The sequence below is a fragment of the Sinomicrobium halophytocola genome (genome assembly GCF_052983395.1).
In genome coordinates this window covers 1-15,520 of sequence record NZ_JBRKIT010000006.1, presented here as the reverse complement: position 1 = coordinate 15,520, position 15,520 = coordinate 1, and the positions used below count along the sequence as shown (strand labels likewise).

Genomic DNA, 15,520 nt, shown 5'->3' with positions numbered 1-15,520 from the left:
GATACGGTCATGGATAAGATCACTGACGATATATTGGAGCTGATAGCGGCCTATACCACGGGAGAGATCGGGGCGGATGAATTCCGGACCTTGACATCATGGATAGAGGAGAGCGAGGAGAACAGGCGTGCCTTTAAGTCTTACCTGTATGCATACAAGACATGGCAGAAGGCCGGCTTTGAGGATAACCTGGATAAAGGAGCCTCCTGGGACCGGCTGATTTCCAGACTGGAAAAGCCGTTCGAACCTGTGCAGGTACATAAACAGCCTGTGGATCACCCCGGGAAGCCACGCTTTATTTCCCGGTATATAAAATATGCAGCAGTAGCAGTTATCCTGCTATTGTTGTCCATAGGATTCATCTTTAAAGAAAGCATTTTTAACGGTTCTTCGGTTAAGGACACGGAGATGGTTACCCCGATTACCTCCGGAGGGAATAAAGCGGTCCTTACCCTGGAAGACGGAGAAGATATAGTTCTTGAGGAAGGCCGTCCATACACTACAGGCAAAGCGAAAAGCAATGGCAAACGTCTGGTGTATAGGGAGGGGGCATCGGTTTCCGAGGCGGAGACAGTGTATAATTATCTAACAGTTCCGAGAGGGGGGCAGTTTTACGTACAGCTCTCTGACAGTACGGGGATATGGTTGAACTCGGAGACCCGGATAAAATACCCTGTATCGTTTGCAGAGGGCCGTCCCCGCGAAGTGGAGCTGGTCTACGGGGAGGCTTATTTTGAGGTATCTCCTGCTGCCAGACACGATGATACGCCCTTCAGGGTACATACCCGGGAACAGGTGGTAGAAGTGTTGGGCACGGAATTTAACATTAAGGGTTATCGTGAAGAAGGCCGGGTGTTGACCACTTTGGTAGCGGGGAAGGTCAGCGTAAGCAATGGGGCTTTAACAAGGACAATTTTTCCGGGGCAACAGTCCGTAGTAGAGGATGGTAAGGAAACTCTGGAGGTAACAGCAGCAAATGTAACCAACGAGATCGCCTGGAAACACGGCGAGTTCAGGTTTGAGGATATGAGGCTGGAAGCGATGTTGCGTATTCTTTCGCGCTGGTATGACCTGGAAGTGAAGTTTGATGACGCCGGTAAAAGGGATATGATATTTTCGGGGGTTTTGAAGCGTTCGGAGAGTGTCACCGTTTTGCTGGAGAAGATAGAGCGTGTAGGCGGGGTGAGTTTTCAGATAAAGGATAAGAAGATTCTTGTTGTAGGATAAAACTTAGACAGATTCTAAACAGGTAAATAAAAGCAATAAAAAATAAATGAAATACCCATGCTAAAGTTTCCTTTAACACAAACAGGCATAAATATGGGTGCTCCATAGGACCATTGAAAAAATAATAGAAAATATACACTATGAAAACAACCAGTCTTTTTTTAAGAAAGATACTGCATCTTTTGATGAGTACCGGAGTAGTATTAGCCACATTAGTAGCCTGTAATAATGATGATTTGATGAAGAACCCGGAAGTTAACCGGGAAAAGGATACTATCGTTAAGGAAAAAGAGAACGATACTATTGTTGAGGAGAGCAAACCCAGGTCACCTTTAAGTGTAGTATACATAGAAACTAAAAACAGCCTGCTGACCAATGTAGACTGCATTCGTATGGAAGACGGAAGCCCGGCCTTTGATATAGCGGTCATATTTGCCGGGAATATCAATTTGGATGCCGAAGGGAAGGCCGAAGTGAGATTAAATCCTGCTGTGACTAATCTCCTGGAAAATAATATTACTCATGTAAGACAACTCCAGGAAGCCGGGATCAAGGTGTTGCTGAGCATTCTGGGAAATTGGGACGAGGCAGGCTGGTCCTGTTTTGAAAGTTATGAAGATGCCAAAGCCTATGCCGCAAGGGTCAGGGACGTGGTGGAAAGGTACGGACTTGATGGTATTGAGATTGACGATGAGTATTCCAAATGTCCCGATCAGAGCAACAACAGGTCATTAATATGGGCCTGTCATGCCATTCGGAAAGCTATGCCTGATAAGATTATAGCCAAAGCCCTGGGCGTTTACGGGCATGGGGCCCGGGAAGACCTCTCATATAAGTATAATGGTAAAAAGCTTTCCGACCTGCTCGATTATGGGTGGACCATGTCTTACTGGGCAGTTTCGAAAGCCGAAATAAATAATTACCTGGATAACGGGTTCTCCAAATCGCAACTGGGAGAGGGTATTGCGGTAAACCCGGATGCCGGTGCGAACAGCACCCCAAAAGTCAGTGCTGTTAAGGCCGCCGAATATGTGATAGATAATGACCTGGGGGTTCTTATGTTCTTTGAATTGAAATACAATTCCAATGGCGGAAATTATCTTACAGATGTATTTGATACGCTTTACGGACAACAAATCAGGATTTGCCCGGATGGCCTGAAAAACAGTAGCTACGGAAATTAGGAAGTTGACCTGGCTGTTTTGCTGTTGAAACTTCTGGGTTGATTTTTATCACTTGTTTTTGCCCATTTGTAATATCTGTAATGGAAGATGCGGTCATGGACAAGATCACGGTCATAATTTATGGTTCGGGTCACGTATATCTCGGGGAGATCATGGAAAACCCGAACAGTTTCTTCAACATTATTCACGTTAAAACCACTAAATGACAAGAAAAATTATGCGCCGGAAAACTCATTTTATATCTGTAAGAGAGCTTAAATCTTTACGCTTATTTTCAGTGATTATGTTATTGTTGTGTATGTTCTATCACGTGGCAGCAAAAACATCGAACAGCAATACCCTGATTGTGCAGGATGAAGTTCAAGAGACAGTCACTGGTACGGTCACTGATAAAAGTGGCACTCCTTTGCCGGGTGCATCGGTTGTAGTTAAAGGCACAACCACGGGGACTGAGACTGATTTTGACGGAAATTATTCTATAGAAGTCCCCTCAGATGCAACACTGGTATTCAGTTACCTGGGGTTCACCACAGTAGAAGAACCTGTAAACGGAACGTCTTCTGTAGATGTAAGCCTGGAAGAATCGGCCAGCCAGTTGGAACAGGTAGTTGTCATCGGATACGGGAACCAGAAGAAAGGAGCGGTAACCGGGGCGGTTTCGTCCATTTCGTCTGAAGAAGTCACTGCACTTCCCGCTCCCAGTTTTACCGAAGCCATGCAGGGGCGTATGCCGGGCGTGCAGGTCACGAATAATGGTGCTCCGGGAACGGATCCCATCGTCCGTATCAGGGGGATCGGCTCAGTCAGTTTTCCAGCCGATCCACTGTATGTGGTAGACGGTTATCCTGCGGGGTCATTAAAAGATTTTGACAATAATGATATAGCATCTATTTCGGTCTTAAAAGATGCCAGTGCAGCCGCCATATACGGATCAAGGGCGGCTAACGGGGTGGTTTTGATAACGACCAAGAAAGGAAGCTATACCGAAAAACCGGATGTGGAACTTCGCTCATATGCCGGTTTTTCACGGGTCACTAAAAGATTGAATTTGCTGAACCGCGAACAGTACATGCAATATGGGAAAATGCTCCTTGGAAACGCCGGAGCACCTTTCCCCAGCAGGTGGGATAACATGGATAAACCCATCTACCAGGGAGCCGGTCAGACCTATGCACAGACGGATACTGATTACCAGGATGCATTATTCAGGGATGGTTTCACAACCAATCACTACCTGGGCCTTAGAGGGGGCGGGGAAAAATCCAGGTTCTTTTCGTCTTTCGGATATTTTAAGCAGGAGGGTAGTATCATCGGAACAGGATATAAACGCTATAACGTAAGGATCAATTCGGATCATGATATCTATGACAGGGTCCATATCGGCCAGACCCTTACCGTGTCCACAGGCAACAGGCGAAATGAAGCCGTTTCGGGAGGCAGGTCGTTAATACAACATACCATTAGGGGAGTTCCCTATATCCCCATCTACGACCCAACCGTAAACGGAGGGTACCGGGCGCCGGATGCCGCCGACGCAACAGACCCGGATAATCCGGTCCGTGCCGCATTGATGGACCGCAATACCGACAGGAATGTAAGGATCTTCGGTACGGCCTCGATAGGCGTTGATATTACCGATGACCTGAAATACAAATTTATTGCAGGGGTAGATTGGTCCTACAACAGGAACAGCATTATTTTACCTATTTATTTTGACGGTTTCAGGGGCCGGGAAAAAAAGGAGGTCACAGATACGAGGGATACGTCAACAGGAACTTATTTTTCTAACCAGTTGAGCTATAAAAGATCTTTTGGAGATCACAATGTTGATGTGATAGCCATAGCCGAAAGACAAGATAATAAATACAGTAGCCTGAGCGGCTCCGGCCGTCTCGACAACAATAAACTGGATATCCTTACCGGTGCCACAGACCCGATCCTGAACAGTTCCAAAGGTGCAAATACCATTTATTCCTATGCCAGCCGTCTCAATTATGACTTTGACGGGCGTTACTTGTTCAGTGCCTCGATCCGGAGAGACGGTTCTTCCAGATTTGCCGGGGGTAAAAAATGGCAGTCATTCCCGGGAATCTCTGCGGGCTGGAATATAGCTGAAGAATCGTTTATGGCAAACTCCGGGATCTCTGAGCTAAAACTCCGCGGAAGCTGGGGAAAAGTAGGTTTTGAAGGTATCGGAGATTACGAAAGCCAGGCGGGGATTCAGAAAAATACCACGGCACTGTTTGGCGATGAAGTATTCCAAGGGGCTTATTTCGACAAACTTGCCAATGGCGAACTGGAATGGGAAGTCACTACCATGGTCAATGCCGGTGTGGATATAGGTCTTTTCAATAACAGGATGCAATTTTCTGCCGAATGGTACAACAGGAAGACCGACAACTTAATACTTGCCGTCCCCCTTCCTTCTTCCGCCGGGTATGCCGGGAGCACACTGGCCAATATCGGGGGGATGAAAAACTGGGGCCTTGAATTTCAGGGAACTTACTATTCAAACTACGATAACGAATTCAAATGGGATGTTTCGGCCAACCTGAGCTTATACCGAAACAATATTGTCAGCATGGCTACGGAAACTTCAACACTCTTTGCCGGGCAGAACTCAGATACTGGCGGCTTTGATATTACCCGTACATCGGTCGGAGACCCGATACAGCAGTTTTACGGATGGCAGGTGGAAGGTATATTCCGGAGCCAGGCCCAGATTGACGACTATAACAGCAGGAATCCCAATACGCCCTACCAGGAAAATGCAGCCCCCGGAGACCTGATCTTTAAAGACAATAACGACGATGGCACTATCACTCCTGAAGACAGGGCTATCATCGGTAATTTTATACCTGACTTCACCTACGGGATCAACTTTAATGCCGACTATAAGAACTTCTTCTTTAATATGTTCTGGAATGGCGTTCAGGGCAATGATGTATATAATGCTGCTAAAGTATACCGGGAAGGCGGACTCCGGTTATTCAATGCCGATGTTGCCGTTCTGGATGCCTGGACACTACAAAATACAGATACTAACATCCCCCGTATGATCAATGCGGACCCCAACGGGAATACACGTACTTCGGATCGATTTATCGAAGACGGATCCTATCTGCGGTTACAAACCGTTAAGATCGGGTACAGAATACCCGAAGAATGGCTGTCGCGCAATGGCAACAGGTTTATTTCCGGGCTCGAATTTTATCTTTCGGGGAGCAACCTGTTAACCATTACCGATTATTCGGGTTACGATCCCGAGATCGGATCGAGAAACAGCAATTTACTGACTCAAGGTATTGATTACGGACAATACCCCAGACCCAGCACCTTCCTTATCGGATTGAATGCCAAGTTCTAAATCAAAGGTTAACAGTTCAAAAAAAAGTTTAGACAGATGAAAAAAATAATCGCCACATTTCTCACAATCACCTTGCTTTTTACAGTCGGTGCATGTAGCTATGACGATCTGGACAAGACCGATCCGAACCAGTTGGCCGTGGACACGTACTACCAGAATGAAAGTGAATTGAATTCGGGCTTATATGCTATGTATGGTGTTATGTCCGGAGGCAACCTGTTTTCTAGGTATTATTGGTTCTTTAACGATATAAGGGCCGATGAGGTAAGTTCGGGCGGAGGGCAATTGGCCGCTGAATTCAACCAGGTGCTCAACGGCGCTCACGATGCTTCCAATCCGGTCAATACGGGCATGTGGAGAGGGTTATACCAGGTCATTCACCGGGCAAACATTATTATTAATAAAGTTCCTGAAGCAACGGAAGTGGATGAAAGCATCCGGAAAAAGATCATTGCGGAAGCACGTTGTGCACGGGGGTGGGCTTATTACGAGTTGGGAACAATCTGGGGGAGGGCCCCCATATACCTCACTTATGTCACCGATTTTTCGGAAACCAATCCCTTGAGTTCCCGGGGAGAAGTCCTGGGCCAGGCTGTCGAAGACCTTACGATAGCTTCCGAAGGTCTCAGTTTCAGCAAAAATGAAGACGGACGGATGTCCAAAGGCACAGCCCTGGCCTTATTGGGGCGGGTATATATGTTCACAGGAGATTATACCAAAGCCAAAGATGCTTTAGATCAAATCGTAGCTTCGGGAAATTACGCGCTGGTGGATGAATACGATGATAATTTCCAGGAAGAGAACGAATACAACAGCGAATCGGTGTGGGAGATCGGCTTTGCAAAAATAGGGGCTTATGACTGGTCAGACACCGGGGACGGAACAGGTAATGAAGCCAGCATCCATTCCCAGGAATATTCGGCCTATGGCTGGAGAAATATTATCCCTTCCCAAAAAATGCTGGATGAATTTGAAAGACCGGAAAACGGGGCTGAGAAGAGAGATCCCCGCATGGATAAAAACCTCTATTTCGTGGGTGATACCTTCAATAACGGAACGGAGGTCATCGAAAGTAGTAATATCAAGGGAAGTGCGCTGATATATAACGGTAAGGAAATGAAAATAAGCTGGAGAAAGCATTCCGCTATGTATAAAGTGAATCCCGGCGGATATTACGAATCCGGCATCAACCACAGGGTGATCCGGTATGCGGAAGTGCTTTTAAACCTTGCTGAATGCGAACTGGAGGCCGGAGATCAGAATAAGAGTGTGGAATACCTGAACATGATAAGACAAAGGCCCTCGGTAAACATGCCTTTATACCCAACATCAAAATACCCAACGGGGACCAAAGATGAGATATTTGCTGCTATCATGCATGAAAAAATGGTAGAACTGGCCAATGAACAGGTCAGGAACAGGGACCTCCTGAGATGGAGGGCCCAGGGAAAATTAAAAGAAGAGCCTTTGGACTACTATACGGACAGACACCAGTTTGTGCCAATCCCCCAACAGGAAATTGACAATAATGCCAAGATTACGGAAAGTGACCAGAACGCTGGGTATTAGATAATGAGAAGAAACTAAAAAACCAGAGGATTTGATTTTGCAGCTAATAGAATAACTCAAGACGAGTTAAATAAGTGAGCTAAAAAAAAGGAACAGATGAAAAACCTAATCATTTTTACAGCAATCAACCTCATATTACATTCTTGTAATACAACACCAAAAGAGATCTCTGCTCCCAAACTCGTAGGCCCTGTAACCTCGGAAACCCAACTGGCCTGGCAGGAGATGGAACTCAATGCCTTTATTCACTTTACCACCAATACCTTTACCGGGAAGGAGTGGGGTTACGGCGACGAAGACCCTTCGATCTTCAACCCTTCGGAAACCGATGTGGACCAATGGATCACTACGCTGAAAGAGGCCGGGATCAAAGGTGTTATTCTAACGGCGAAACACCACGACGGCTTTTGCCTGTGGCCCAGCCAATATACAGAACACTCCATAAAAAACAGTCCCTACAAGGACGGCAAGGGCGATCTGGTCAAAGAAGTTTCCGAAGCCTGTAAACGTCACGGGCTCAAATTCGGGGTCTACCTTTCTCCCTGGGACCGGAACCGGGCCGATTACGGGGAAGCTTCCTATATCGAGTACTACCGCAACCAGCTTAAAGAAATTTTTACCGCTTACGGCCCTGTCTTTGAAATGTGGTTTGACGGCACCAATGGCGGAGACGGTTACTATGGTGGTACCCAGGAAATCCGCAACATCGACAAACAAACCTATTACAACTGGCCTGCCACTCTCGACTTGGTACGCGAGTTGCAACCTTGTCCCCAAGTGCTCTTTTTCAGCGATGGCGGGCCGGATATCCGCTGGGTTGGTAATGAAAAAGGCCTGGCCGGAGAGACCAACTGGAACACCATCTCCAACGATACCCTCTATGCCGGTAAGGAGGGGATCAATGAATTGCTGAACACAGGTTCCGAGAATGGGAACCAATGGATCCCTGGCGAAGTGGATGTCTCTATCCGTCCGGGATGGTTTTATCACGAGGAGGAAGATTCCCTGGTAAAATCTGCCGAAAGGTTGTTTGAGATTTACCTCACTTCCGTAGGACGTGGTTCCAACCTGCTGTTGAACGTTCCCCCGGACCGGAGAGGCCTCATCCACGAAAACGATGTGGCCGCCCTCAGGGCCTGGCGAAAACTGATCGACGATACTTTCCGAACCAATCTGGCTGCCAATGCCCCCGCAACAGCCACCGCTTACCGGGGAGGCTTGCCCGATTATGCAGCTGCCTGTGTCACTGATGGAAATAAAAGCACCTACTGGGCTACGGATGATGGGGTTACCACGGCATCCGTGGAGATCGGCCTGGAGAAAGAACAATCGGTTTCTTATATCCTTATACAGGAATATATCCCCCTGGGGCAAAGAGTAAGATCCTTTACTGTAGAAGCCCGACAGGGAAATAGCTGGACAAAGATTGCCGAAGGTACCACTATAGGTTATAAGCGCATACTTAAAACTAGACCGCTCAACACAAGTCAAATACGGGTAAACATCACCGATGCCAGGGCCTGTCCGCTGATCTCCAATATTGAGGTATACTAAGAAACTGTCTTCTAAATTTTGTTTTTGGTCCCGATAGTTCGGGACGATAATTGCCGGGCGTATAAAAAAGGTCCGGGAGACCTTTTTAGCGAAGGGGCTGGCTGACGTGCGGACACCAAAACAGGTGTCTGCTCCCGAACCCGTAGGATCTTCGGGAGCAATGGGGCCTTAACAAAGACAATTTTTCCGGGGCAACAGTCCGTGGTAGAAGATTGAAAAGCAGGTATAGGGGTAACTGCGGTAAATGTAACCAAACTTTAAAGAGAGGTGACTTTTAGAAGAAAACCTCAAAATCGGTATAGTGAATTATATATAACCTTAAATAATTGTATGATGAAAACAAAATGGATTTTGGGACTGGTAATCTTTACGGGTCTTTTCGGGAGTTGTGATTTTCCTCTGGCGGGAGGCGAGCCTGGAGAAGCCGAACCGGACAGCAATGCCGTTAAAGACGGGCCTTTAAGTGTGGTATATGTGGAGGTGAATAACCATAACCTGCTCAATGTGGGGTCATATACACTCGAAGAAAGCGGAGCACAGTATTTTGACATGGCCATGATCTTTGCATCCAACATCAATTATGATGCAGACCGGAAAAAAACAGTGCTTTACCATAACCCCAATGTAACAGAGGTATTGAACAATAAAGAAAAATACATCAAGCCTTTGCAGGACAAGGGGATAAAAGTCTTGCTGTCAATATTGGGGAACCACCAAGGTGTAGGGTTTGCCAATTTTACCAGCCGTGCCGCCGCAAAAGACTTTGCCCAGCAATTGAGAAAGGCCGTGGAAGATTACGATCTGGACGGAATCGACTTTGACGATGAATGGGCAAAATACGGTACAAACGGCCAACCGGTGGCAAATGACAGTTCTTTTGTGATGTTGGTACAGGAAACACGTAAGTTGATGCCAAATAAAATCATAAGCCTATATGATATTGGCGAAGCGGCCCAGTATACCGAATGGAATGGCACCCGTGTTGGTGAGTTGATCGATTACAGTTGGCAGGCGTATTATGGTAGTTATGGTGCTCCTAGGATATCGGGACTTGAGGATAAAAACCGATTGGGCCCTGCAGCGGTTTGGATCAACCGACAACCTTATGATCCACTTGAAGCGGCAAACCTTGCCCGACGGACAATGGATGATGGTTACGGGATTTTCCTGCAGTATGATCTGAAACAGGAAAACGCGTCTTCGTATCTGTCGGCCATAGGACAGGAACTCTATGGAGAGAACGTAATCCTTTCCGGCGAAACCTATACTAAGGAATAGTTATAGCTGATTATCATAACAAAATGTTTTTACAACCGAGGACGGAGAAAGGCCCGTCCCTTGGTATAGATGTGATAAGAGATGATTTGTAAATAAAATTATACTCGAAAACACTTTTTGTTGAAAAAAGAAAAACCCCGTTTTTTGGCACTTTGGCCAGTTTTCGGGGTTTGGTTTTTTCAATTCACAAATTAACCTATTGAGTTATTTTAGCGAATGAGCCAGCCGGCGTAAGGGTGTTTTTGGCTTCAATCAATCTTTTTTAAACATACTTTTAATCACCTGAGTCTGTTGTTTATTATCAAGTTGATGTAATTCCATTACAGTTACTTTAGTTTCTATAAACTTTCAACAATAGGTTATTAAGCTATTGAGTTATTAAGTATTGACTAAATAACCAAATAACCCAATAACTTTGGCAATTTCATTGCCATTTCTAACCTCTCGACTTTCAAATCCAGAGTGGTTTAGTGTGCATTCTTCCTGGCTTCTTCCTTCAGCTTTTCATCGGCTATAATAGCGATCTCTACTCTTCGGTTTTTGGCCCTGCCATTTGCTGTGCTGTTGTCGTAACGGGGTTGGTCTTCACCGTACCATTTGGTGGTAAACCGGCCCGGGGAGATTCCCTGGTTTACGAGGTAATCGGTTACAGATTCTGCCCTGTGCCGGGAAAGGCCTGAATTATATTCTGCCCTTCCGGTATTATCGGTATGTCCTTCCACGAGAATAAGCGTGTGAGGGTATTCCTTAAAAATACCGGCAAGTTTGTTCAGGGTTGCTGCAGATGCCGGATTAAGGTTGTATTTGTTCGTAGCAAAATACACCCCGCTTTTCTCGTCGAAGGTTACATTGATCCCTTCTCCTGCCCGGGTCACTGTCGCCCCGGGAATCTCTTCTTCGATACGTTCGGCCTGGCGGTCCATACGGTTACCGATATATCTTCCGGCAACACCCCCTACAACAGCCCCGATAAGGGCTCCGAGGACAGAGTTCTTTTTATCCCCTACATTATTTCCTATAATACCGCCAATGGCAGCCCCTCCGGAAGCCCCTATCGCGGTTCCTTTGTCCCTGTTACTGGCATTCCTGACGGCGTCACACCCTGTTGTAAGAAGGGTTATGGCCAGAAGGCCGGCTCCTAATTTTCGCAATGAAGTTTTCATCATAATTGTCTTATTATATTTTTACTCGATTTAATTTTGAAGAATTGATGACCATGGTCACGGATTCTCCTTCCGTTTTTAAAAATAATTTTTGATCTGATCCTGCCTCTCCGTAAACCTTGTGTAAACCTTTGCAGCCTCCATGGTTAAATGTCGGCCACAAAGGACACAAAGAATGATAAGTAGGTCAATCATTAGAGTTTAAGTAAATGTAATTCGGTTATTACAAGTTATCAGGGAGGGATCTCATTCATACCGGAAGTATTATCACCAGCCCGATTTTCTGCGTCCAATAAATTTTTATTGTAAATAAGAGTTCTCAACAAATCTATTTTGCTTTCAAGAATCATATCGTATTGCCCCGCTGTTTATTTTCTTTTGAATTATCTGTATTCCAATAATCCAATAACACCAAAATCTTTTTTTGGTCACATGGAGTGACTTTTTTTTTAAGAAGGTGTTTCATTAAGTGAAAAAGAGTAAAAACATAGACTATACGAACAGGAGCTTTTTTAAGTATAACCAGTATCCGTGGGGTACAAACTTGATTTTAACCGATGTTCCTGGCTTGCTGAAGAGATAAAATTCGGACAGCCTCTTAGTCACCCGTTTTTCGTTTTTGTAATATATATAATACAAGAGAGTAAATAAAGAATAAAACTCATATAGTTTCTTAAATTTTATTAAAAGTCAAAATTATTCGGCATGGTAAAAAAAATAATTATAAACAATATGATTATTATGATTGCTTTCGTAATCGTTTCGTGTACTGAAGATGATGACGGGGGAAATAGAATAACAGGAGTTATCATTGGTTTCTGGGATTTGGATTACTATGTGGAAAATAGTGATCTGATAGAAGATATTAAGTGTAATGGACAGTTAGAGTACAGGTTTTTCAATAATGGAACATATACTTTGACCAGCTTTGCCGGGGATGATTTAAATAATTGCCAAAAAGCGGCAGTCCTTAACGGTACCTGGGAGTTTGTAGGGCGCGCAACTTTTGAACTGCTTGTTAACCGAAGTGAAAGCACGGAAGAGATCCGGCTTGTATTTCACAACAATTTTACGAAGTTTTCGATTGTACAATCTGCCGGTTTAACAGAAGTGCATAGCAGAAAATAAGGTTTTGAAAGTATCGCGGACTATTATTCTCACGGATATGCAATGACTACACTTTGCAATTCTGTTATTTTTAAAATGCATAGATCAAAGTTGGCAAACACAAAGACAGATAAGGAATCGGATTTCGAAATAGTGAAACGTATTGTAAACTATAAGGAGAAAAACCTGTATGCTATAATATACGACAGGTATGCAGATTTAATATACCATCGCTGTTACAGTTTTTGCGATACGGATGCTGAGGCCAAAGATCTGACCCAGGACATTTTCATAAAAGCCTATTTAAAATTGCACACTTTTACTGAAAATGTAAGTTTCAAAAGTTGGCTGTATACTTTGGCTTATAGGTTTTGTGTTAATTATATCAACAGGAATAAGGCAAAAAGAATAGAAAAACTTTCCGAAAATATTGACAATATCAATGAGCTTAAAATAGAGATTAGTGATGAGAACCTTTATAGTATGAGGGTATCCGGATTGGAAAAAGCCCTTAATCTTATTACACCAGAAGATAGAATGATCTTATTGTTAAAATATAGAGACGATGTTGCGATAAAAGAATTAGCTGAGAATTTAAAAATCGGGGAAAGCGCGGTTAAAATGCGGTTGAAAAGGGCAAAGTACAGGCTTGTGGATATGTATAAAAGCAATTTGTAAAAATGAAACCGACATGATTAAAATAATCTTTAAAGTACAACGACGCATGATTGTTTTTATTGTCGAATCTTCCCGGCAATTAGTTGGAGGTTCCATGTGACCATTGGAAAAAAAATAAAAAAAACACATGAAAAAAGAAAATCCTTTTAAAAAAATAGGAGGCCCTCTAAGAAAAGTTCCGGAAGACACAAAGGAAAATGTGATGAACAGTGTGGAATTAATAGAGCTTTTAAGAGATTTCTCCTCACTTTTTACAAGTAATTATACAGATACAATTTCAAGTTTATTTAAAACTAAAAACACAGATGAAGATGAATCAGACGATCAATAATTGGACAGATATAACTTTAAGTTCGCTTAATGATATAACATCAAAAATAGCCCAGATTCTGCCGAACATTTTGGGAGCATTACTCATTTTAGTGTTTGGCTGGCTATTGACAAAGCTTATGCTATTCCTTATAAAACGGTTTTTGAAAGTTATTGACCTGGAAGGTAAATTTAGGAAGCTGAAACAAAAAACCTTTTTAAATGGTATACCTTCGGAAATAAATATGACCAGGGCTATTTTGTCTCTGATCAAGTATACATTTTATATCGTTATCTTATCTGTTGTATTTAATGTTTTAGGCTGGGATTCCATTTCTGTGGAAGTCACCAAATTGCTGGCTTATTTACCCAAACTTTTCAGTGGTATTGCCATTTTTATTGCAGGCCTTTATATTGCAGGCTTTGTCAAACAAGGTATGCTCTCTCTTTCCGGGACTGTTAATTTGGCAGGGGGCAGGTTTATAAGTCAGGTCTCTTATTTTATCATATTGATAATAATATCAGTCACAGCCCTGAATCAGGCAGGAGTAGATACTACGGTAATTACGAATAATATCACCATTATTTTAGGAGCCTGCCTGTTAATTGTTACTTTGGCATTGGGCCTCGGGTCTAAAAATATTGTCGGCCAGTTATTGCAAACCTTCTATACAAAGAAGTATTTTAAAGTAGGGCAGTATGTAACGTTGGAAAACGGAGTTGAAGGAGAGATAGTGGCCATGGATAATATTTATGTAAGTATCGATATTAAAAATGAAATTTTAGTCATACCGATAAATAAATTTTCACAGGAATCAAACAAAATAAAGAAAGGTTAATATTTATAGTATACAGCATAGGGCATAGCCTCTTTTCTTACCTATAGCCACACTTCAAGGAGATTCTAACTCCTTAGCCTCCTGAGGTCTATGCCCTTTTTAATAGTCGGTAATACCAGGTGTGTACCGGGCGGTGACCTGCCTGTTTACAGTCCTGCTTCCCGGTACTTTTTTATACCGCTCAACTTTCCCCTGAAATTTCAAGTTAATTTTTGTCACCCGTTTTTGCCTTTTGGGTATAATGTAGTTACAAGGAGGCTATAAACTTGTATTTGATACCCAAATCTGAACCTGAATCCGGACTTAATCTGGTTGGGGGATTTTGTGTAGTAAAGATAAGAGTCCCTCATCCCTGTTGTTTTGGTTGAGGCTTTTTTGTGTGCGTAATCTAAATATTAATTGTTCTAAAAACTAATTTGAATCTAAACTTATGAGAAAAATCTACGCCTTAGCTTTTTTTCTGGTAGCAAGCTTTTATGGTCATGCCCAGGTAGGGATTGGTACTTCCATACCGGATAACTCTGCTCAATTGGATGTTGTAGCGGAAGATAAAGGGGTGCTGATTCCCAGGGTTGCCCTTAACGGAATCGTAGACCAGACTACAATTGCCAATGGTAATGTGGAGAGTTTACTAGTGTTTAACACGGCTGATACTGCCGATGTTAAACCCGGCTATTACTATTGGTATGACGGGCGCTGGCGCCGGGTGGTGTCGGCAGAAGATGTGATCAACGGAGACGTGCCGGACAACATTGTTATTTTTAATTCGGAAAATAACAGCTTTACCTACTTGGACGAGAGCGGCACCACGCAGGAGATCAACTTGGAAGAGTTGATCCGCCTGAACGAAACCGTGACTACCTTGGTAGACGAAGGTAACGGCACCTATACCTATACCAGTGAAGACAACACGGTCACTCTGATCGATGTTCCTTCTGATATTATCAAACAGATCACTAATAAGGAAGGCGATGTTTACAAAAGTATCACCAACCTGATCGAAGAGTCCGGTAATGGTAATGTGACCTTTAACGGGGACACCAACGAGTTTACCTATATCGACGAGAACGGAGAGGCGCAGACCATCAACCTGGACGAGCTGGTGAAGATGAACGAGAGCATCACGACCTTAACGGCTAATTCCGATGGTACCTATACCTATACCAGTGAAGACAACACGGTCACCCTGATCGACGTTCCTTCTGACATTATCGAACAGATCACTAATAAGGAAGGCGATGTTTA

At 43.8% G+C, this 15,520-nt stretch carries 13 protein-coding genes; 12 read left to right on the top strand and 1 reads right to left on the bottom strand.

The features are described from left to right. The 7 genes from ACVBDY_RS01470 to ACVBDY_RS01440 form a co-directional block, all read left to right on the top strand. On the top strand, nucleotides 1-1,227 hold a 1,227-nt coding region (locus ACVBDY_RS01470), incomplete at its 5' end, for a FecR family protein (RefSeq protein WP_447173691.1). A gap of 140 nt (nucleotides 1,228-1,367) precedes the next feature. Next, complete coding sequence (locus ACVBDY_RS01465) at nucleotides 1,368-2,411, top strand: glycosyl hydrolase family 18 protein (protein WP_123217874.1); 1,044 nt, start codon at nucleotides 1,368-1,370, stop codon at nucleotides 2,409-2,411. 80 nt (nucleotides 2,412-2,491) lie between these two features. Further along, nucleotides 2,492-2,617, top strand: coding sequence for a hypothetical protein (locus tag ACVBDY_RS01460; RefSeq protein WP_262707140.1), 126 nt, complete (start codon nucleotides 2,492-2,494; stop codon nucleotides 2,615-2,617). After that, nucleotides 2,614-5,778, top strand: a complete 3,165-nt coding sequence (locus ACVBDY_RS01455) for a SusC/RagA family TonB-linked outer membrane protein (protein WP_123217873.1) — start codon at nucleotides 2,614-2,616, stop codon at nucleotides 5,776-5,778. Before ACVBDY_RS01460 ends, ACVBDY_RS01455 begins: the two co-directional genes overlap by 4 nt. Nucleotides 5,779-5,814: 36 nt before the next feature. Beyond that, on the top strand, nucleotides 5,815-7,347 hold the full coding sequence (locus ACVBDY_RS01450) for a RagB/SusD family nutrient uptake outer membrane protein (RefSeq protein WP_123217872.1): 1,533 nt from the start codon (nucleotides 5,815-5,817) through the stop codon (nucleotides 7,345-7,347). A gap of 96 nt (nucleotides 7,348-7,443) precedes the next feature. Further along, entirely contained in the window at nucleotides 7,444-8,901 is a 1,458-nt protein-coding gene (locus ACVBDY_RS01445; protein WP_123217871.1) for an alpha-L-fucosidase, read from the top strand. A 330-nt stretch (nucleotides 8,902-9,231) separates the two neighbouring features. Continuing rightward, on the top strand, nucleotides 9,232-10,179 hold the full coding sequence (locus tag ACVBDY_RS01440) for an endo-beta-N-acetylglucosaminidase H (protein ID WP_206363292.1): 948 nt from the start codon (nucleotides 9,232-9,234) through the stop codon (nucleotides 10,177-10,179). 467 nt (nucleotides 10,180-10,646) lie between these two features. Here ACVBDY_RS01440 and ACVBDY_RS01435 read toward each other — a convergent pair whose 3' ends face one another. Beyond that, on the bottom strand, nucleotides 10,647-11,342 hold the full coding sequence (locus tag ACVBDY_RS01435; protein ID WP_123217875.1) for a YiaD family glycine zipper/OmpA-like lipoprotein: 696 nt from the start codon (nucleotides 11,340-11,342) through the stop codon (nucleotides 10,647-10,649). A gap of 705 nt (nucleotides 11,343-12,047) precedes the next feature. Between ACVBDY_RS01435 and ACVBDY_RS01430 the strand changes: the two genes are divergently transcribed. From ACVBDY_RS01430 to ACVBDY_RS01410, 5 genes are all read left to right on the top strand, one after another. Next, complete coding sequence (locus ACVBDY_RS01430) at nucleotides 12,048-12,470, top strand: hypothetical protein (protein WP_123217869.1); 423 nt, start codon at nucleotides 12,048-12,050, stop codon at nucleotides 12,468-12,470. Nucleotides 12,471-12,560: 90 nt separating this feature from the next. After that, nucleotides 12,561-13,127 carry an RNA polymerase sigma factor gene (locus ACVBDY_RS01425; RefSeq protein ID WP_447173690.1) on the top strand — a complete coding sequence of 189 codons (567 nt, stop codon included), beginning with the start codon at nucleotides 12,561-12,563 and terminating at the stop codon, nucleotides 13,125-13,127. A 127-nt stretch (nucleotides 13,128-13,254) separates the two neighbouring features. After that, on the top strand, nucleotides 13,255-13,458 hold the full coding sequence (locus ACVBDY_RS01420) for a hypothetical protein (RefSeq protein ID WP_123217867.1): 204 nt from the start codon (nucleotides 13,255-13,257) through the stop codon (nucleotides 13,456-13,458). After that, nucleotides 13,433-14,275, top strand: a complete 843-nt coding sequence (locus tag ACVBDY_RS01415) for a mechanosensitive ion channel family protein (RefSeq protein ID WP_447173689.1) — start codon at nucleotides 13,433-13,435, stop codon at nucleotides 14,273-14,275. Before ACVBDY_RS01420 ends, ACVBDY_RS01415 begins: the two co-directional genes overlap by 26 nt. A 430-nt stretch (nucleotides 14,276-14,705) precedes the next feature. After that, nucleotides 14,706-15,520, top strand: an 815-nt coding sequence (locus ACVBDY_RS01410; protein ID WP_514360659.1) for a phage tail-like protein, incomplete at its 3' end; no start/stop codon positions are given.

Bases quoted from the DNA above. Each gene is read 5' to 3' on its own strand.
- ACVBDY_RS01465 (WP_123217874.1), top strand. From the start codon at position 1,368: ATGAAAACAACCAGTCTTTTTTTAAGAAAGATACTGCATCTTTTGATG.
- ACVBDY_RS01460 (WP_262707140.1), top strand. From the start codon at position 2,492: ATGGAAGATGCGGTCATGGACAAGATCACGGTCATAATTTATGGTTCG.
- ACVBDY_RS01455 (WP_123217873.1), top strand. From the start codon at position 2,614: ATGACAAGAAAAATTATGCGCCGGAAAACTCATTTTATATCTGTAAGA.
- ACVBDY_RS01450 (WP_123217872.1), top strand. From the start codon at position 5,815: ATGAAAAAAATAATCGCCACATTTCTCACAATCACCTTGCTTTTTACA.
- ACVBDY_RS01445 (WP_123217871.1), top strand. From the start codon at position 7,444: ATGAAAAACCTAATCATTTTTACAGCAATCAACCTCATATTACATTCT.
- ACVBDY_RS01440 (WP_206363292.1), top strand. From the start codon at position 9,232: ATGATGAAAACAAAATGGATTTTGGGACTGGTAATCTTTACGGGTCTT.
- ACVBDY_RS01435 (WP_123217875.1), bottom strand. From the start codon at position 11,342: ATGAAAACTTCATTGCGAAAATTAGGAGCCGGCCTTCTGGCCATAACC.
- ACVBDY_RS01430 (WP_123217869.1), top strand. From the start codon at position 12,048: ATGGTAAAAAAAATAATTATAAACAATATGATTATTATGATTGCTTTC.
- ACVBDY_RS01420 (WP_123217867.1), top strand. From the start codon at position 13,255: ATGAAAAAAGAAAATCCTTTTAAAAAAATAGGAGGCCCTCTAAGAAAA.
- ACVBDY_RS01415 (WP_447173689.1), top strand. From the start codon at position 13,433: ATGAAGATGAATCAGACGATCAATAATTGGACAGATATAACTTTAAGT.